The 18,463-nt window shown below is 59.5% G+C and carries 16 protein-coding genes; 7 read left to right on the forward strand and 9 right to left on the reverse strand.

The window, feature by feature from the left end; translation table 11 throughout:
- Positions 1-3 precede the first annotated feature (3 nt).
- From rsxD to gloA, 5 genes are all read left to right on the forward strand, one after another.
- Positions 4-1,056 (forward strand): electron transport complex subunit RsxD, encoded by a 1,053-nt coding sequence (rsxD, locus tag AACX78_RS14795; protein WP_021140426.1) that lies wholly within the window; start codon positions 4-6, stop codon positions 1,054-1,056.
- Between the two features lie 123 nt (positions 1,057-1,179).
- Complete coding sequence (rsxG, locus tag AACX78_RS14800) at positions 1,180-1,812, forward strand: electron transport complex subunit RsxG (protein WP_159166661.1); 633 nt, start codon at positions 1,180-1,182, stop codon at positions 1,810-1,812.
- A 73-nt stretch (positions 1,813-1,885) separates the two neighbouring features.
- Positions 1,886-2,644: an electron transport complex subunit E gene (locus tag AACX78_RS14805; RefSeq protein WP_125600485.1), complete on the forward strand. Its 759-nt coding sequence runs from the start codon at positions 1,886-1,888 to the stop codon at positions 2,642-2,644.
- 18 nt (positions 2,645-2,662) lie between these two features.
- Complete coding sequence (gene nth, locus AACX78_RS14810; RefSeq protein WP_005310645.1) at positions 2,663-3,304, forward strand: endonuclease III; 642 nt, start codon at positions 2,663-2,665, stop codon at positions 3,302-3,304.
- A 102-nt stretch (positions 3,305-3,406) separates the two neighbouring features.
- Positions 3,407-3,820: a lactoylglutathione lyase gene (gene gloA, locus AACX78_RS14815; protein ID WP_159166662.1), complete on the forward strand. Its 414-nt coding sequence runs from the start codon at positions 3,407-3,409 to the stop codon at positions 3,818-3,820.
- A 72-nt stretch (positions 3,821-3,892) separates the two neighbouring features.
- Here gloA and AACX78_RS14820 read toward each other — a convergent pair whose 3' ends face one another.
- Complete coding sequence (locus AACX78_RS14820; RefSeq protein WP_181455285.1) at positions 3,893-4,768, reverse strand: flagellar protein MotY; 876 nt, start codon at positions 4,766-4,768, stop codon at positions 3,893-3,895.
- Between the two features lie 68 nt (positions 4,769-4,836).
- A complete protein-coding gene (locus tag AACX78_RS14825; RefSeq protein ID WP_159166663.1) occupies positions 4,837-6,810 on the reverse strand; it encodes a methyl-accepting chemotaxis protein in 1,974 nt (657 codons plus the stop codon).
- Positions 6,811-6,958: 148 nt separating this feature from the next.
- On the opposite strand from AACX78_RS14825, the gene rnt reads away from it, so the two are divergent.
- Both rnt and AACX78_RS14835 read left to right on the forward strand, forming a co-directional pair.
- Complete coding sequence (gene rnt, locus AACX78_RS14830) at positions 6,959-7,630, forward strand: ribonuclease T (RefSeq protein WP_005310637.1); 672 nt, start codon at positions 6,959-6,961, stop codon at positions 7,628-7,630.
- Positions 7,631-7,881: 251 nt separating this feature from the next.
- Positions 7,882-9,204 (forward strand): Na+/H+ antiporter family protein, encoded by a 1,323-nt coding sequence (locus AACX78_RS14835; protein ID WP_021140420.1) that lies wholly within the window; start codon positions 7,882-7,884, stop codon positions 9,202-9,204.
- Positions 9,205-9,274: 70 nt separating this feature from the next.
- Here AACX78_RS14835 and phnE read toward each other — a convergent pair whose 3' ends face one another.
- The 7 genes from phnE to ydiJ all read right to left on the reverse strand — a co-directional run bounded on the left by phnE (position 9,275) and on the right by ydiJ (position 18,382).
- A complete protein-coding gene (gene phnE, locus AACX78_RS14840) occupies positions 9,275-10,072 on the reverse strand; it encodes a phosphonate ABC transporter, permease protein PhnE (protein WP_040094714.1) in 798 nt (265 codons plus the stop codon).
- A 60-nt stretch (positions 10,073-10,132) separates the two neighbouring features.
- Positions 10,133-11,017: a phosphonate ABC transporter substrate-binding protein gene (phnD, locus tag AACX78_RS14845; RefSeq protein ID WP_159166664.1), complete on the reverse strand. Its 885-nt coding sequence runs from the start codon at positions 11,015-11,017 to the stop codon at positions 10,133-10,135.
- Between the two features lie 55 nt (positions 11,018-11,072).
- On the reverse strand, positions 11,073-11,906 hold the full coding sequence (gene phnC / locus AACX78_RS14850) for a phosphonate ABC transporter ATP-binding protein (protein WP_159166665.1): 834 nt from the start codon (positions 11,904-11,906) through the stop codon (positions 11,073-11,075).
- Positions 11,907-12,187: 281 nt separating this feature from the next.
- Positions 12,188-14,065 (reverse strand): DEAD/DEAH box helicase, encoded by a 1,878-nt coding sequence (locus AACX78_RS14855; RefSeq protein ID WP_017412353.1) that lies wholly within the window; start codon positions 14,063-14,065, stop codon positions 12,188-12,190.
- Positions 14,066-14,246: 181 nt separating this feature from the next.
- Entirely contained in the window at positions 14,247-14,708 is a 462-nt protein-coding gene (locus AACX78_RS14860) for a hotdog fold thioesterase (protein ID WP_159166666.1), read from the reverse strand.
- Positions 14,709-14,816: 108 nt separating this feature from the next.
- Positions 14,817-15,305, reverse strand: a complete 489-nt coding sequence (locus AACX78_RS14865) for a hypothetical protein (RefSeq protein ID WP_159166667.1) — start codon at positions 15,303-15,305, stop codon at positions 14,817-14,819.
- Positions 15,305-18,382 carry a D-2-hydroxyglutarate dehydrogenase YdiJ gene (ydiJ, locus tag AACX78_RS14870; RefSeq protein ID WP_201302864.1) on the reverse strand — a complete coding sequence of 1,026 codons (3,078 nt, stop codon included), beginning with the start codon at positions 18,380-18,382 and terminating at the stop codon, positions 15,305-15,307. Before ydiJ ends, AACX78_RS14865 begins: the two co-directional genes overlap by 1 nt.
- Positions 18,383-18,463: the final 81 nt, after the last annotated feature.

Raw genomic sequence — 18,463 nt, forward strand, 5'->3', positions numbered from 1 at the left:
TCCATGTTCAATATCGCGAGTGCGCCGTTTGCTCATAACCGCAAACAGACCCAAACCCTGATGTTGCTGGTGATCCTGGCTTGCCTGCCAGGCCTGCTGGCCCAGACCTGGTTCTTTGGCTGGGGTTCCTTCATCCAGATCCTGCTGGCGCTGGTGACGGCGCTGGGGGCCGAGGCGCTGGTGCTTCGCTTGCGCCGCCGCCCCATCAAGCCCGCCCTGATGGATGGCAGTGCCGCTCTGACCGCCGTGCTGATTGGCCTCTCTTTGCCCCCCCTGCTGCCCTGGTGGATGCTGGTACTGGGTACCGCCTTTGCCATCATCATCGCCAAGCACCTCTATGGCGGCCTGGGCCAGAACCTGTTCAACCCGGCCATGGTGGCCTATGTGTTGCTGTTGGTCTCCTTCCCCGTGCAAATGACCAGCTGGTTGCCGCCAGACACCATTCGCGCCTATGACATCGGCTTTGGCGATGCAGCGTCCGTCATCTTTACCGGCTTCAGCCTGGATGGCTACAGCATGGCGCAGCTCAAGCAGGGGGTGGATGGCCTCACCATGGCTACGCCACTCGATACCCTGAAGACAGGGCTGAATCAGGGGCTCACCACGGGTGAAGTGATGAGTCACGCCGTATTCGAGGGCTGGGGCGGCATCGGCTGGAGCTGGGTCAACTTGGGTTACCTGCTGGGCGGCCTGTTCCTGCTGCAGCAAAGAGTGATCAACTGGCGTATTCCGGGTGCCATCCTGGGCTCCTTGTTGCTGGCCGCAACCCTGGGTTATCTGATGACGCCGGATGCCACCGCCACCCCCATGTTCCATCTGTTCAGCGGTGCCACCATGCTGGGGGCCTTCTTCATCGCTACCGATCCGGTCAGCGCCAGCACCACGCCCCGTGGCCGCCTGGTATATGGCGTACTGATCGGCGTGCTGGTCTACCTTATCCGTCGCTTTGGCGGTTACCCTGATGCCTTCGCCTTTGCCGTGTTGCTGGCCAACTTGTGTGTGCCGCTGATCGACAGCCTGACACGCCCCAAGGTCTATGGAGCCCGTCGCAAATGAGTAACATAATGCGGATAACCCACCCCTGCGTGACCACACGGCACGACAGCCTGACACGCCTCAGGGGACATGGAGCTCGTCGCAAATGATCCCGGCGCAAACCTCACTCTCAGGAAGTATCCAATGTTAAAGAGCATGCGCAAAAACGGCGTCACGCTAGCCCTGTTTGCCCTGGCCTGCACCGCCGTTGTGGTGCTGACCAACGAGCTGACCCGCGACAGGATCGCCCATCAGCAGCAGCTGGAAAAGCTGCGCACCCTCTCCGCCCTGTTGCCAGAAGGAAGCTATGACAACGACCTGGTGGCCAGTTGCAAGCTGGTACAGAGCAAAACCTATCTGGGCAGCGATCAGGCCATGCCGCTCTACACTGCAACCCTGAAAGGCGAGACCACGGGTTATGCGCTGGAAACCGTGGCACCTGACGGCTACAGTGGGGCCATTCGCCTCATCGTTGGTACAGATGCCAAGGGCAGCGTCAGTGCTGTGCGGGTGCTGGCCCACAACGAGACGCCGGGCCTGGGTGACAAGATAGAACTGAAGAAATCGAGCTGGATAGACAGTTTTGTCGGCAAGTTCCTCAGCCGCGACAACGAGGCAAGTTGGGCAGTGAAAAAAGATGGCGGCGAATTCGATGCTTTCACCGGCGCCACCATCACCCCCCGCGCCGTGGTCAAGGCAGTGAAAAACCTGCTGCTGCTGGAGCAAACGCACCCTGAGTCGCTGCGTGATGCCCCTCCGTGCGACCCCACGCCATAAGCCTGGGCCCACACATATGAAACAGACTGATGTGCTATGCATATCCATGTACCATCTCAGCCGGAGCCGATAAATGGAACACTCTCATACACTGGATGACCAGACCCCGATCAGTGAGGGCAAGGGCCGTCGTGAAGAGCTCAAGGAGCTGATGCTGCAAGGGCTGTGGAAGAATAACCCCTCCCTGGTGCAGGTGCTGGGGCTCTGCCCTACCCTGGCAGTGTCCTCCACCTTTACCAATGCGCTCGGACTGGGATTGGCCACCATGGCGGTGCTGGTGAGCTCCAACCTTGCCATCTCCCTGGTGCGCAACCTGGTGCCCAAGGACATTCGCATTCCCATCTACGTGATGATCATCGCCGCCCTGGTCACCAGCGTGCAGCTGCTGATGAATGCCTATACCTATGGCCTCTATCAGGCGCTCGGTATCTTCATCGCCCTGATCGTCACCAACTGCGTCATCATAGGCCGGGCCGAAGCCTATGCCTCCAAGAATCCGCCCCTGCTGGCGGCACTGGACGGTTTCATGATGGGGCTGGGCTTTACCCTGGTGCTGCTGGTACTGGGTGGCCTGCGGGAGATCATTGGCATGGGGACCCTGTTTGACGGCGCCGAATTGCTGCTGGGTGACTGGGCCAAGTCCCTGCGCATCGAGCTGTTTCATGCCGATGCCAGCCTGCTGCTGGCGATCCTGCCGCCGGGGGGCTTTATCGGGCTAGGCCTGATGATCGCCGGCAAGAATGCCATCAATGACTGGCGTGATCGCAAGCAAGCCGCCCCCCTTGCCGATAGCAGTGTGCCGGTGGCGGGTGTGCGCGCCACCCAACTCTGATCTGAGACGTGAGAAACCATGAACAACCAGAAACGCAGGCAGATCCTGGAGCGACTGCGGGACAACAATCCCCATCCCACCACAGAGCTCAACTTCACCTCGCCCTTCGAGCTCTTGATTGCCGTGTTGCTGTCAGCCCAGGCCACCGACGTAAGCGTCAACAAGGCCACCGACAAGCTCTATCCGGTGGCCAATACCCCGGCCGCCATGCTGGCGCTCGGGGTGGATGGGCTGAAACAGTACATCAAGACCATAGGCCTGTTTAACACCAAGGCCGAAAACGTCATCAAGACGTGCGCCATCTTGCTGGAACGCCATGGCGGCGAGGTGCCGGAGAACCGCGAGGCGCTGGAAGCGCTGCCCGGTGTGGGTCGCAAGACCGCCAACGTGGTGCTCAATACCGCCTTTGGCTGGCCCACCATCGCCGTCGATACCCACATCTTTCGGGTGTCGAATCGCACCGGCTTCGCGGTGGGCAAAAACGTTGATCAGGTGGAAGAGAAACTGCTGAAAGTGGTGCCTGCCGAGTTCAAGCTCGATGTGCACCACTGGTTGATCCTGCACGGCCGTTACACCTGTCTGGCTCGCAAACCGCGCTGCGGCTCCTGTATCATCGAAGACTTGTGTGAATACAAAGAAAAAGTCTATCCACAGGAATAAGGCAGCATGCAGGCTGTACGCTATAGCCCGCAAACTTCTGCTGCGATTCCTGTATCATCCAAGACTTGTGTGAGTACAAAAATCTACCCGGAGAACTGAGCAATGAGAATTCTGCATACCATGCTGCGTGTTGGCGATCTGCAACGCTCCATCGACTTCTACACCCGAGTGCTGGGTATGAAACTCTTGCGCAAGAGCGAAAACAGCGAATACAAGTACACTCTGGCCTTCGTTGGCTACGGTGACGAAAAAGACGAAGCCGTCATCGAGCTCACCTACAACTGGGGTGTCAGCGAGTACGAACTGGGCTCGGCCTACGGCCACATTGCGCTGGAAGCGGACGACATCTATGCCACTTGCGACGCCCTGCGCGCCGCCGGCGCCAAGATCACCCGCGAGCCAGGTCCAGTGAAGGGCGGTACCACTGTCATTGCCTTCGTGGAAGATCCGGACGGTTACAAGATTGAACTGATCGCCAAGAAAGATGCAGGCAGCGGCCTGGGTGACAACTTCTGAGGCAATACCTCAGGCAACGCCCAATAAAAAAGAGCGCTGCGGCGCTCTTTTTTCATCTCAGTCTACAGGCCATCAGATGGCGCCATTGCGGCCCATATTGATCACCACCCGCCGGTTCTTGGCGCGACCGTCATCGGTTTCATTTGAGCGGACATGACGCTTCTCGCCATGCCCTTCCACCGAGATCTTGCCCGGATCGATCCCCAGATCCACAAACACCTTCTTGATGGCATCTGCCCGCTTCTCGGAGAGTTTCTGGTTGGGCCAGCGGCCGCCATAGCTGTCGCTGTAGGCGTTGATCACCACCACATCAATGCTCTTGTCGACCTTCACATACTCGCCAATCATCGCAAGTCGCCGCCGGGAGGCCAGTGACAGCTGATCGCTGTTCTTGTCATAGGAGAGCACGCTGAAGGCGATGTCATTGAAGCTATAGGGCAGCAATCCACTCAGGCAATCCACAAAGGCCTGGTACTTGACCCGAAAGTTGACAGAGGAGAGGGAGACCCGCACCGGCCGGTTCTGACGGTACCAGTCACGATACTGGAAAGTTGGCATGCGCCCCCCTTCCAGCTCATCAAGCATGGTCCAGGCGGTCTGCCCCTCCACCAGACCATCAAACTGCTGGTAAAAGCGCAACTGGCTCACTTCCCGCCCGGCAACACCGGGACGCCAGAGTGGCGGCATGATCCCCAGACTGACCGTCTGGGTCTGGGCTTGCTGTCGCAGCCCCTTGAGTTCGAAATCCAGATTGATCTTGCGACCGGCACGGCTGACGAAAGCCCCCGTCCCCCAGTTGGGAATAGGGTGTTCTAGGCGGCACTCCACTTGCGTATCCGAAGTCAAACGCCAGACGGATTGATCCAGGCCGGCACCAAACTCGGTAACCCCCGCCTGTAATTGCATACTCACTGATATGCTGACCAACCCGACTATCCAAGCGTTCAAGTGCCTGCCCTCCACACGATCTCACGTTAGGTATCGGCAGGGGCAGGGCAAGCTTTAGGGCAAAGCACTCAGTGGGGGGAAGGACGATCCATCAGCTTGAAGCTGGCAATGCGACCCGCCAGCTCGCGAGCCAGCAGATCCAGCTCTGCGCTGTTTTGCTGCAAGGTTTCAGAGTGCAGGCGATGAGCTTCGTACACCTCGCGTATGGTCATCACATTGTGCTGGATATCGTCAGTGACGTAGCGCTGCTCCTCCGTCGCGGTGGCCACCTGGGCAGTCATGTCACTCACCTTGCGCACCTCGCTCACTATGTCGCTCAGCTCGCTCCCCGCCCGCTTGGCCTCGGTCACGCTCAAGCCTGCCTGCTCAGTGCCCAGATGCATGGCCGTGACCGCCTGATCCGCCCCCTGGCGCAATCGGGACAACATCCGTTCTATGTCCTCTGCCGCCTGCTGGGTGCGAGAGGCCAGTGCCCTCACCTCTTCCGCCACCACGGCAAAACCACGACCAGATTCACCGGCCCGGGCCGCCTCTATGGCTGCATTGAGGGCAAGCAGGTTGGTGCGATCCGAGATCTGCTTGATGAGATTTAGCGCCTCACCGACCGACTCTGTATCCTGATACAGGCTATCCACCAGTTGCTGGGTGTTGGCCAGGGTGCCCGCCACCAGCTGGATGGCGTCTATGGTCTGATCCACCTCCTTGTCGCCCTGACGGGCACGTCCGATGGCCTGCTGGGTCGCCAGCGACGTCTGGGTTGCATTGCGCGCAATCTCGGCCACCGTCGAGGCCATCTCGGTGGCTGCCGTCGCCACCAGGTCCACCTGACCGAAACCTTTGACGACGCCAGCATTCACCTCGGCGATCACGTCTGCCGAGGTGGCGGCGCTGCGGGCCAGCACCTCGCAGGAACGGCGGACCGCCAGCAACAGCCCCTCAAGGTGCGCGAGAAAATGGTTCAGATCCTGCGCCAGGGCACCCAGTTCGTCACCGGACCGCCAGTTGACCCGCACCGTCAGATCATTCTCCTGTACCAGCCGTTTGAAGGTCTGGTGCAACGCCATAAAACCCAGGTGCAGATCTCGCACCACCCGCCAGCAGACGAAGGTGGTCAACGCTACGCACAGCAGCACACCGAGCGCCGCCCACCAGAAGTCACTGGCACTCTTTGCCCGCATCTGCTCGACCCGCTCGAACAACTGCTGGTAAAGGCGATCTTCGCTCTCCTTGAGCAGACCTATCTTGTCGGTACTCAAGGCAAACCAGGCTTCGGCATCGACCCCGAAGCCGCCTGTGGTGGCTTTGTCCAGCGCCAGTTGCTCCATGGCGGCGACCTTGGCTACCACGGGAGAGGTCAGGCTGTCGGCCAGCAGTTGACGTTGTGACGGGCTCGCCACTGCCTGGAAACGCTCGAGATAGGTATTCTGGGCCGCCAGCAGGGAGATGAATTGCTGCAACAGCGCAGGGGTAAAGTGGTCACGGCCGAACACATTGCTCAGGGTTGCCCGCTCCAGCCCCATTCGCTCCTTGCTCTGCAAGAAGGCGGCGTAGGCATTGGTCTGCAGCGCTATGGTGGCATCCTGACTGTTGAGACTGACCTGGTCCACCACGGCCAGCAGCTGGCTGATGAGACGGCTGTAAAAGCCAACCTGCTCGGCCACTTCGACCCCCAGCGCGCCGACCCGCTCACGCATGGCGGTGAGCCCGGTCAGCGCCTGTTGCACCTCTCCCAACGCCAACAAGGCGGGATCCTCGTGAAAACGGACCAACAGGGTATCGACCAGCTTGCGCTGGGCAGGCAGGGCGTCGCGAAACTTGTTGCCACCAGAGCCAAGGAAACCTGCCGACATGCCGCGCTCCTTTTGCAGCTCGTGGGCCAGTTGTGCCGCCTCCCGCACGACATAGAGTGCCGCTTGTGCCTGGCCCATCTCCTGCTCGACCTGATAACGCTCATACACGTATCGGCCAGAAAAAAACAGCAAGGCCAGCAGTGGCAGGCAGACCACCAGCAACATCTTGTGTGCCAATCCCAGCTTGTTCATCCCCTCTCCCCATTCCATTGTTGAAGTGGTCAATTATAAGCACGAGTGCCGAGAATAGAATCAGACGCCCGTCTCATGGCTGCTGATGAGGGACAAAGGCTGGCTTTTTTGCCATAATGCCGCCTCATTTCACGCCGACCGAGATACCATGACCGACGCTGTACACACTCTCAAGGGCCGTTTTCGTGGCTTTTACCCCGTCGTCATCGATGTTGAAACCGCCGGGTTCAATGCCAGGACAGACGCCTTGCTGGAGATAGCCGCCTATACCCTCAAGATGGATGAGGATGGCTGGCTCGCTCCCGATCAGGTCTTTCATTTTCACGTCGAGCCGTTCGAAGGCGCCAACCTGGAAAAGGCGGCGCTGGAGTTCACCGGCATAGACCCTTTCAATCCGCTGCGCGGCGCCGTCAGCGAGAAAGAGGCGCTGACCGAGATTTTCAAGGGCATTCGCAAAGGGATGAAGGAGAGCGACTGCAACCGCGCCATCATAGTGGCCCATAACGCCACCTTCGATCATGGCTTCGTCATGGCCGCCGCCGAGCGGGCCGGCCTCAAGCGCAATCCGTTCCATCCGTTTGCCACCTTCGACACTGCCGCCCTCTCCGGCCTGGCCCTGGGTCAGACAGTGCTGGCCAAGGCGTGCCAGAGCGCTCGCATCCCGTTTGACAATAAAGAGGCGCACTCGGCCCTCTATGACACCGAACGCACCACTGAGCTGTTCTGTCATATCGTCAACCGCTGGAAGAGCCTGGGTGGCTGGCCGCCAGCCCACCCGGATGATGCCCCCGTCGATGACGCGAACGAACAAGCGGGATAAGCAACGAGCAAGAAGGCTGCCATGGCAGCCTTCTTCTATTGGGATACGGCATCAACGTGGTTTGACCAGAATGGCAGGCAGACCCGGACAGCACAGTTTTCAACCGCTCTGCTCCCCTCGCTCACCCCAACCCTGCGGGGATACGTCTCACAGGCCAATTGCCTGATTTTTTACTCGACATTTGTCGTGATTTTCGCAAACTAACTGCCTTTCAAAAGACAGACAACCAATAACCATTAAAAGGAAGTCACATGAACCCTGTTGTTGTCGCGGTCTCGCTGATGCTGGTGCTCAGCCTGCTGCGGATCAATGTGGTGGTCTCGCTCTCCATCAGCGCCATCGTAGGTGGCCTGCTGGGTGGCCTGTCCCTGGCCGACACCCTCAGCACCTTCAGCGGTGGCCTGGGCGGTGGCGCAGAGATCGCGCTCTCCTATGCCATGCTGGGGGCCTTTGCGGTCGCCATCTCCCGCTCCGGGATCACCGACCTGCTGGCCCGCAAGGTGATCAACCAGCTGGGGCAAGATGCCAGCAGCTCGCGCATCCTCTGGGTCAAGACACTGCTGCTCGGCGCCGTCCTTTGCGTATCCGTCGCCTCCCAGAACCTGATCCCGGTCCACATCGCCTTTATTCCCATCCTGATCCCGCCGCTGCTGCATGTGATGGCCAAGATGAAAGTCGACCGCCGCCAGGTGGCCTGCGTCATCACCTTCGGCCTGACCGCGACCTATATGCTGTTGCCGGTGGGCTTTGGTGGCATCTTCCTCAACAACATACTGGCCAAGAACCTGATCGACAACGGGGTGCCGGTCGAGCTTGGCCAGCTGCCGATGGCCATGGCAATCCCTGTGCTTGGGATGTTCCTTGGTCTGCTGGTCGCCGTGTTCATCACCTACCGCAAGCCACGCCAGTATGACATGGACAAGATCCTGGCCGCCGAGCCCGAATCCACCGAGCTCAATCTCAACCATATCTGGGTTGCCCTGCTGGCCATCGCCGTCGCCCTCGGGCTGCAGCTGATGACCAACAGCATAGTGCTGGGTGCATTGGCGGGCTTTGTCATCTTCACCTGTGGCGGTGTCATCAAGTTTCGCGAGAGCCAGGACGCTTTCACCCAGGGCGTGCGCATGATGTCCCTCATCGGCTTCATCATGATCTCAGCCGCCGGCTTCGCCGCCGTGATGAAGGCGACCCAGGGGGTGGAGAGCCTGGTGCAGTCCGTCTCTGCGGTGATCGGGGATCAAAAAGGCCTCGCCGCCTTCCTGATGCTGCTGGTTGGTCTCTTGATCACCATGGGGATAGGCTCTTCCTTCTCCACTGTGCCCATCATAGCCACCATTTATGTGCCGCTCTGTATCCACCTCGGCTTCTCCCCCATGGCGACCATGGCCCTGGTCGGCGCCGCCGGTGCACTGGGGGATGCAGGTTCACCCGCCTCGGATTCGACCCTGGGCCCCACGTCGGGTCTCAATGTCGATGGTCAGCACGACCATATCTGGGACAGCGTGGTGCCCACTTTTATTCACTACAATATCCCGCTCATCCTCTTTGGCTGGGTGGCGGCCATGGTGCTCTAGCACTCGGGCAAGATGCAGACATGCAAAAGGCGACCTCGTGGTCGCCTTTTCACTTTGTGGACCAAGGCCCTTAGATAAACTGTTTGCGCAGCCGCTGGGAAAGCAGGTCCAGCATGCTCACCACCAGAATGATCACGATCAGCAGGGCGCAGGTCTGGCCAAACTGAAACCCGCGAATGGCTTCCCACAGCATCACCCCTATTCCGCCTGCACCCACCATGCCCACCACAGTGGCGGAACGGACATTGGACTCAAAGCGGTAGAGGGAGTAGGAGATCCACAGCGGCAGCACCTGGGGAATGACCCCATAGATCACCTCCTGCAGCGCACTGGCGCCCGTTGCCCGCACCCCTTCCACCGGACCCGGCTCTATGGCTTCCACCGCTTCGGCAAACAGCTTGGCCAGCACCCCTGTGGTTCCGATAAACAGCGCCAGTACACCGGCAAAGGGCCCCAGTCCCACGGCCACCACAAACAGCATGGCAAACACCATTTCATTGATGGAGCGACAAGCATCCATCAGACGGCGGACCGGTTGATAGACCCACCAGGGCACTATGTTCTCGGCACACAAGATGCCAAGGGGAATGGCGCAGATAATGGCAAGTACAGTCCCCCACAGAGCGATCTGAACCGTCACTATCATCTCGCGCAGGTAGAGCTGCCACTGGGAAAAGTCCGGAGGAAAGAAGTCAGCGGCAAACTGGGCCATGTTGCCCGCATCCCGGTAGAGGGCAAGCGGATTCATCTCAGCCCCTTGCCATGACCAGGCCAACACGGCCATAAAGAGACCCCAGCCTGTCAAGCTGCGCCAGGATGGCTTGCTATTGGGGACAGCGGGATGAGGAACGGCAGTGATACTGCTCATAGTGACTCTCGACAAGGTATCGTGAAGATAAGTGCCCCCGGGCGGGGGCACGGGTTGACATCAGCTGGCACTGGCAGCCATGCGCTGCTCCAGCTGGCGGATGGGCAACAGTTGATCATCGTCAGAGGGCTTGAACTTGGCCCACTGCAAACCGGTCAGGACCTGCTGCTCGGCGGGTTGATCCCCATAGGTCATGAAGAAGGTGCGGATACGTTCCTTGGCCCCATCATCGAGCCCTTTGCGCCATACCATGGGATCGGAAGGGATCAGGGGTGAGGTCCAGATCACTTTCAACTGAGCGGCTTTATCCGGTGCCGTCTCTTGCAGCCTTTCCATCCCCTCGCTGTTGAAGGTACCCACATCCACCTGCTTGTTGGCCACGGACAAGGCGTTCACCTCGTGGCTGCCATTCAGGGTGCGTTTGAAGATACGGCTAGGATCGGCATTGTTCTTGGCAAACACGTAATAGCCGGGCACTAGGTAACCTGAAGTTGAGTTGGGGTCACCATTGGCGAAGGTGAGCTCGCCTGCTTTGGCGAGCATGTCGTCGATGGTGCTGACCGGGTTGTCCTTGTGGACCACCACCAGACTGTAGTAACCCTCGGATCCGTTGGCGGCGACCGTCTGAGCGAAGATTTCACCGTTGGCGCGATCCACGGCTTCCATGGCTGCCTTGTTGCCATACCAGGCCACGTCCACCTTGTTGAAACGCATGCCCTGTATGATGCCCGCATAATCAGGGGCAAAAAAGGCGTTGACCTTGAGGCCGGTCTGCTTGCTCATGTCGGTGATGAACGGATCCCACATTGCCTTGAGATTCTGGGACGACTCGGTAGAGATAATCCCGAAATTGAGCTCTTGCCCGGCCGCCTGGGCCTGGCCACTGACCAAGGCCCCACCCAGCAGGGCAGAAGCCGCGAGTACGTGACGCATACGCTTGAACATGAACTGACATTCCTTTGTATTGAACAGCTAATGGGTTGAATAACACTAAACAGGATCAGGCCAGAGCCTCGGTCAAACCGGACTCATGCCTGGAGGAGGCAACTTCGGAGAGAATATTGACGCTGTCGTAGGACGCTGCGCCATAAAGAGAGTCCAGCTGCATCTGGGTCAGATCGCAGATGGGACCATCAAAGTGAATGTGCCCGCCCTTGAGGGCCACCGCGCGTTGGCAGTAACGCATGGCGTAGTCAACCTGATGCAGGGTGATCACCACAGTCTTGCCATCCTGGCGATTGATGTCTGCCAGAATGGACATCACTTTGCGGGCCGACTCGGGATCCAGCGATGCGATAGGTTCATCGGCCAGGATCACCTCGGCTCGCTGAGTCAGAGCCCGTGCGATAGCAACACGCTGCTGCTGGCCGCCAGAGAGGGTGGAAGCCCGCTGCATCGCCAGTTCAGCCAGCCCGACTCTAGCCAGTGCCTGCATGGCATCGGCTTTCTCTTCTGCACTGAAGAGCCCCAGAGAGCCTCGCCAGCGGGGGATCCTGCCCAAGGTGCCAAGCAGCACGTTGTGAAGCACACTCAGCCGTCCCACCAGATTGAACTGCTGGAAGATATAACCGATATCTGCACGTACCTGGCGAACGCGGGGGCTCAGTTTGCCTTGCTGCTGCACCTGGCGATCCAGTACCCGAACCAGACTACCCGGCCCGCTGTTGGCGTGGCACAGTCCAGCCAGATGGCGCAACAGGGTTGACTTGCCGGAGCCTGATGCACCGATCAGCGCCACCATCTCACCGGCCTCCACTATCAGACTCAAATTATGGAGCGCCGGCTTGCCATGGAAGCTCTTGCTGAGACCCTCGACTCGTATAACAGGATTCATCACGCCTCTTTCTCTCCATTGACAGATTCGGGCAACCCTGCCCATTGATGGTCATCAAGGTAGTCAGGTTTTATGTCAGCTTGAGTGGATTTGAATGACGCTAAGATGACAGGCAGTGACAACGACGGAGAAGAGACAAGCTCAGAGAAACAAAGCCTAAAAGATGTAAACAGAGCCATTAGGCCGAGCGAGAAAAATCGATACGCTGTTCGATGCGCATAAAAAATCCTGAACAAAAAAGGCCGCTCGATGAGCGGCCTTTTTATCAATGCAATCAGGACTTAGCTGTCGCGGCGCTTGTTGCCACCGAACTTGCGATCCTTGTTGAAGCCACCTTCACGGCGCTCCCCGCTCTTGTTGAACGGACGGTCACCGCTGGGGCGGCGATCCTTGTTGAAAGGACGATCGCTGCGGGGCGGACGGGGGGCAGTATTGCTGCCAGCCGGCACCTCTGTGTAGCGAGTGATCATCAGCGGACGCTGGCAAACACGGGCTTTCTTGATCACTTCCAGTACATCGGCGGTCATGCCCTTGGGCAGGTCGACGGTGGAGAAGTCATCAGCGATATCGATGTTGCCGATGAAACGGCTCTCGATGTTCGCTTCGTTGGCGATAGCGCCCACGATCTGGCCCGGCTTGACACCGTGATGGGCACCCACGTCTACGCGGTAGCGCTCCATCTCGACATCCGGGTTGTCTTTCAACGGACGCGGCTCGAGGGACGGCATGCGACGGGCAGGACGATCACCACGGTCAGCAAAATCACTGCCACCGTCACGGCGTTCGAAATCACGACCACCACGATCATTGCTGCTGAACTGCGGCTCAGGGATGGAGTCATCCAGCAGCAGCGGTTGATCACCTTGAACCAGCTTGGCCAGGGCGGCAGCCAGTTCCAGCGGATCGGCAGAATCTTCTTCGATCAGCTCGTTCACCAGGTTCAGATAGAGCTCAAGCTCTTCGCCCATCATGGTTTCCCGGATGCGCTCTTTGAACTTGGTCATACGGTGCTGGTTGATGTCCTCGGTGCTCGGCATCTTCATCGGCTCGATGGCCTGACGAGTGGCGTGCTCGATGGCGCGCAGCATACGACGCTCACGGGGGGCAACAAACAGGATGGCCTCACCCTTGCGACCAGCACGACCGGTACGGCCGATACGGTGAACGTAGGATTCGGTATCGTAAGGAATGTCGTAGTTCACCACGTGGGTGATACGCTCGACGTCCAGACCACGGGCGACTACGTCGGTGGCGATCAGGATATCCAGCTGGCCTTGACGCAGCTTGTCAACGGTACGCTCACGCAGCTTCTGCGGGATGTCACCGTGCAGCGCTTCACAAGCATGGCCACGAGCGGCCAGTTTGCCAGCCAGCTCTTCGGCAGCGTTCTTGGTACGCACAAAGACCAGTACGGCTTCGTACGGTTCGACTTCCAGCAGACGGGTCATGGCGTCCAGCTTGTGCAGACCGGTTACCTGCCAGTAGCGCTGACGGATGGTCGGTGCAGTGGAGGTCTTGGAGACGATCTTGATCTCTTTGGGCTGCTTCAGGTGCTTCTGGGCAACACGACGGATCTGGTCCGGCATGGTGGCAGAGAAGAGAGCAACCTGACGGGTGCTCGGGCACTGTTCCATGATCCAGTCCACGTCATCGATGAAGCCCATGCGCAGCATTTCATCAGCTTCGTCCAGCACCAGAGCTTTCAGACCGGAAAGATCCAGGTTCTTGCGACGGATCAGGTCCATCACACGGCCAGGAGTACCCACGACAACCTGGGCACCACGACGCAGGGCGCGGGTCTGGGTTTCGTAAGAGGAGCCACCGTAGATGGGCAAGACGTGGAAGTCAGGCATGTGCTTGGCGTAACGTTGGCACGCCTCGGCAACTTGCAGGGCCAGTTCACGGGTCGGAGCCAGCACCAAAACCTGGGTGTTGCGGTTACCAGCTTCCAGACGAGACAACAGAGGCAAGGCAAAAGCAGCGGTCTTCCCTGTACCGGTTTGCGCCTGCCCCAGCAGATCGTGTCCCGCCATGAGGTGGGGAATTGCTGCGGCCTGGATCGGTGACGGGCGCTCATAGCCCACGTCTTGCAGCGCTTTCAATACAGGCGCGGCCAGTCCAAGCTCACTAAAAAGGGGCAGTTGTTCGGTATCAGACATAGATTCTTCCAGATTAAGGCAGGCGGCTAAGCACCGCGGAATAGCAAAAAGGCGGCGATTATAGCGCCACTTTGTTCTGCTGTCTTGAAAAATGTGATAGGCCTCTCAAGACGTTGGCAATTATAGAGGGATCTCGCGACTATGGCTTGCTTATTTTGCACTACTGGTGCGTTATTGCTGGTCACTCCCCGCTGGAGTCCTTGTCCCGCTTGTGTTTGAGCACCGCCATGGTCAACCGACTGGTGCACAATAAACGCCCACGTTCATCCCGAATCTCAATCTGCCACACCTGGGTCCTTGCCCCCAGATGCAGGGGCGAGCAGCGCCCTGTGACCACCCCTTCCCGCTTGGCGCGCAGATGGTTGGCGTTCACCTCCAGTCCCACGCAGTAGCTATCTGGTCCCACCGCCATGTTGGCTGCCAGCGATCCCAGCGTTTCCGCCAATACTACCGACGCACCGCCATGGAGCATGCCAAGGGGCTGATGGGTACGGTGATCCACCGGCATGGTCGCTTCCAGCCAGTCCGGGCCAAAGCCGGTATAGAGGATATCGAGATGGGCCATCAGAGTGTTGCGAGAGGTGGCATTGAGCCCCTCCAGACTGATGGGCTTGCGCCAGATGGGGGCGTTTTCTTGACTCATGGCGAGCAGACTCCTTATGTAATCAATGGGTTGGACGCGAGCAGTGTCGGCGAAAAAGACAAAGAAAAAAAGATGCCCCGATCGGGGCATCTTGGCAACCACCTTGCGTCACCAGGGATAGGTGACTCCGGGCCACTCGGCCCACGGCACCTCTCGCCCCGGCAGACGGAGTTCTGGCCACTGCCACACCCTGGCGAGCCAGTCGCGCAGCTGCGTTTCCAGCTCCTCATCCGTAATGGGCGCCTCGGCCACCTTCCAGAAGAAGAGCTCCACCGCCACCTCCGGCAGCACCGATGGGTAGAGATAAACCCCACCCCAGAATTGCGGCTCCCGATCAGGGCTCCAGAGGCCATAGGCGAACGAGCGCTTGGCCAGAAACTCCGACTGCTGCCACTCCAGATCCCCTTCGTGCTGGCTCAGGCTGAACTGGTCAGAGGGCCAGACATCCTGGGGGCGAAACAGTTGATGAAGCTGCTCCCGTTCACGCTGCATGGCCACAAACTCCACCACGGCCTGGGCCGGGGTGGCTGGCAACAGCAGGAAGTGCGGGTGCCGGTAGGCTTGCGGCACCCGAAACCGCTTGGGAAAAGTCAGCATCAGAGCAGTTCCAGCAACGCCTGCAGCGGATGCTTGAGTTTCTCCCCCTCCATCCGCTTGACCTGACTACGACACGAATAACCAGTAGCCAGACAGCGATCTTTGGGCAACCTCGACAGAGGCTCTGCCCAGCTGAGACCATAGATCCCCTTGGAGTTCTCCACCTGTTTTGCATCGTGGCCATAGGTACCGGCCATCCCGCAGCAACCCACAGAGACAGGCTCCATACGAGCACCGAAGCGGCTGAACAGGGTGCCCCAGTCACCGTGAGTCGAGGGCTTGGCCGTCTTCTCGGTGCAGTGGGCAAACAAATACCAGGGCTCAGCCTCTCCTTTTTCATCGACATCCGCGGTGGGCTTGGCAAGGGGCAGGGTGTCGGCCGGAAGAGAAAGCAGCCACTCCTGGGGCAACAACACCTGAAAATCGCCACGGGCCGCGCCGAGGGCCTTGGCATATTCGTCGCGATAGCAGAGCACCAGAGAAGGGTCCACTCCCACCATGGGAATACCCAGCGCCGCTATCTTGTTGAGGAACTGGGCGCTGTTGGCCGCGGTGCGGGCGAAGGCACGCAGGAACCCCTTCACGTGCTGGGGCTTGCCGTTGGGCTTGAATGGCAGCAGATAGGGTTGCAGCCCAAGCTTGCTGGCAAGTTTCACCAAGTCCCGCACCACGGGGGCGTCGTAATAACTGGTGAAGGGATCCTGCACGATCAGCACCACTCTGGCACGCTGCTCGGCATTCATGGCCTCAAGGCCCGGCAGGTCGAAATAGCGCGCCTTGTTGTCGTGCAGGGATTCGGCCAGGGTCGGTACCGAGAGCAAGGGCACATCCACCATGCCGATGCTCTTCTCGGTCGCCTTCTGGGCCCACTCTTTTTCCAGGAAAAAGTTGACCAGTTTCGGCGCCTTGGCCAGCAGCGGCGCATAGCTCTCCACTGTACCGACGAAGTAATCCTTGGGGCCCCGCAGATAGCGACTGTGGTAGAGCTGCATGAAACGAGCACGGAAGGTGGGCACATCCACCTTGATGGGGCACTGGCTGGTACAGGCTTTACACGCCAGACACCCCTCCATCGCCTCCATCACCTCGTGGGAAAAGTCATACTGGCCACGGGCGCGGGCCAGGGTGTTGCGAAACTTGTCGACGATCACCTTGAAGCGCAGGCCACCCGATTGCAGCGCCACTTCTTCGGCCAGGGGATCAAAGCCCTGCTCCGCCAGCTGGCGCAGCCATTCGCGCATCAAGCCGGCACGCCCCTTGGGAGAGTGACGTCTGTCTTTGCTGATCTTGACCGAAGGACACATGGGGGAGTCGGTTTCGAAGGTGAAACAGAGGCCATTGCCGTTGCAATCCATGGCGCGGGTATAGCTTTCCCGCACTGCGATAGGGATCTGGCGGTCGAACTTGCCGCGCTTGGGCCCGTCTACCGACACAAGCGAAGCTCCGCTGCCATAAGGCATGCAGATCTTGCCCGGGTTGATGCGGTTGTCGGGGTCAAAGGCGCCCTTGACCCGCTGCAACTCCTCCCACAACTCGCCGAAGAAGGCGGGGCTGTATTCGGAGCGAAAACCCTTGCCGTGCTCTCCCCACATCAAGCCGCCATATTTGGCGGTGAGCGCCACCACCTGATCCGAGATGCGCCGCAGCAGCACCTCCTGCTCGGGGTCGCACAAGTCCAGCGCGGGACGCACGTGCAATACCCCCGCATCGACGTGGCCGAACATGCCGTAGTCGAGGCCGTGGCCGTCGAGCAGGGCGCGAAACTCCATGATGAAATCGGCGAGCGACTCAGGGGGAACGGCAGTGTCTTCGGTGAAAGCCACCGGTTTTTTACGCCCTTCGGCGTTGCCAAGCAGCCCCACCGACTTCTTGCGCATGGCGTAGATGGTTTCGATACTCGGCAGGTGACTGCACACCTGATAGCCGATGACACCCGCCTCCCCTTGCGCCAGCAGTCCGTCGATGCGCCGGCACAATTCAGCCACCTTGGCCTGATGCTCTTGTTCGTCGGTGTCGGCAAACTCGACGATATTGAGCCCTTGCAGATCCTTGCCGGGCACGTCCTCAATGAACGCCTTGACCGAATGCCAGATGATGTCGGCCCGGGCCAGTCCCAGCACGCGGGAATCCACCGTCTCCACCGACAAGGCCTGCGCCTGCACCATAAAAGGGGCATTGCGCAGGGCCGAGGGGAAGCTGTCGTACTTGACGTTGACCAGGGTCCGGTAACGCGGGATGGGTGTGATATTGAGCCTGGCTTCGGTGATGAACCCCAGGGAGCCTTCCGAGCCGCACAATACCCGGCTCACATCCAGAGTGTCGGTGTCGGGGGCATAGAGGTGCTTGAGATCGTAACCGGTCAGAAAACGGTTGAGCTTGGGGAAAGTGGCTTCGATGTCGGCGCGGCGCTCGCGGCCAATGCGATACAGGGTGCGGTAGATCTCCCCTTCCCGACTCTCGAGGGCCAGCTTGTCCGCCAGGCGCTGGCCGTTCACCGGCTCGGTCGCCATGATGTCGCCGTTTTCCAGCACGGCTTTGAGGCCCAGCACGTGATCCGAGGTTTTGCCGTAGACGAGCGACCCCTGCCCGGAGGCATCGGTATTGACCATGCCGCCCAGAGTGGCACGATTGGAAGTAGAGAGATCCGGCGAGAAGAAATAACCGTGGGGTTTCAAGTAGGCGTTGAGCTGATCCTTGACCACCCCGGCCTGAGCGCGCACCCAGCCCTCCTCCAGATTAATTTCCATGACCTGGTTCATATGGCGGGAGAGATCGACGATAATGCCGCCGCCCAGGGATTGGCCATTGGTGCCGGTACCGCCGCCGCGAGGGAAGAAACTCAAGGCTGCGTACTCGGGCCCCCGTGCCAACTTGAACATCACTGCAATGTCATCCGCACTGCGCGGATAGAGCACCGCCTGAGGTACGACCTGATAGACGCTGTTATCCGTCGCCATCGCCAACCGGCTTGCATAAGACTTTTCGATATCACCACGAAATGCTGATCGCGCCAGCAACTCAAGAAACTGCAGGGTTGTAGGTGACAAACTGTCCTGGTAATCGAGTCTCGGGATCATGAATCCTTGTTCCCATCCTTTGCTTGATGCCGGTACTCCGGCGACAAAGACTGCCCTGGCTGCCTCTTTGCGGGTATCAGG

Source organism: Aeromonas sp. 9A (assembly GCF_963900955.1).
In the GTDB taxonomy this organism is placed as follows: domain Bacteria; phylum Pseudomonadota; class Gammaproteobacteria; order Enterobacterales; family Aeromonadaceae; genus Aeromonas; species Aeromonas salmonicida.

Excerpts from the sequence above, each read along its gene's own strand:
- phnE (WP_040094714.1), bottom strand. The coding sequence starts at position 10,072 with ATGAGCAGTATCACTGCCGTTCCTCATCCCGCTGTCCCCAATAGCAAG.
- phnC (WP_159166665.1), bottom strand. The coding sequence starts at position 11,906 with ATGAATCCTGTTATACGAGTCGAGGGTCTCAGCAAGAGCTTCCATGGC.
- rsxG (WP_159166661.1), top strand. The coding sequence starts at position 1,180 with ATGTTAAAGAGCATGCGCAAAAACGGCGTCACGCTAGCCCTGTTTGCC.
- rsxD (WP_021140426.1), top strand. The coding sequence starts at position 4 with ATGTTCAATATCGCGAGTGCGCCGTTTGCTCATAACCGCAAACAGACC.
- rnt (WP_005310637.1), top strand. The coding sequence starts at position 6,959 with ATGACCGACGCTGTACACACTCTCAAGGGCCGTTTTCGTGGCTTTTAC.
- AACX78_RS14860 (WP_159166666.1), bottom strand. The coding sequence starts at position 14,708 with ATGAGTCAAGAAAACGCCCCCATCTGGCGCAAGCCCATCAGTCTGGAG.
- ydiJ (WP_201302864.1), bottom strand. The coding sequence starts at position 18,382 with ATGATCCCGAGACTCGATTACCAGGACAGTTTGTCACCTACAACCCTG.
- gloA (WP_159166662.1), top strand. The coding sequence starts at position 3,407 with ATGAGAATTCTGCATACCATGCTGCGTGTTGGCGATCTGCAACGCTCC.
- AACX78_RS14825 (WP_159166663.1), bottom strand. The coding sequence starts at position 6,810 with ATGAACAAGCTGGGATTGGCACACAAGATGTTGCTGGTGGTCTGCCTG.
- AACX78_RS14835 (WP_021140420.1), top strand. The coding sequence starts at position 7,882 with ATGAACCCTGTTGTTGTCGCGGTCTCGCTGATGCTGGTGCTCAGCCTG.
- nth (WP_005310645.1), top strand. The coding sequence starts at position 2,663 with ATGAACAACCAGAAACGCAGGCAGATCCTGGAGCGACTGCGGGACAAC.
- phnD (WP_159166664.1), bottom strand. The coding sequence starts at position 11,017 with ATGTTCAAGCGTATGCGTCACGTACTCGCGGCTTCTGCCCTGCTGGGT.
- AACX78_RS14805 (WP_125600485.1), top strand. The coding sequence starts at position 1,886 with ATGGAACACTCTCATACACTGGATGACCAGACCCCGATCAGTGAGGGC.
- AACX78_RS14855 (WP_017412353.1), bottom strand. The coding sequence starts at position 14,065 with ATGTCTGATACCGAACAACTGCCCCTTTTTAGTGAGCTTGGACTGGCC.
- AACX78_RS14865 (WP_159166667.1), bottom strand. The coding sequence starts at position 15,305 with ATGCTGACTTTTCCCAAGCGGTTTCGGGTGCCGCAAGCCTACCGGCAC.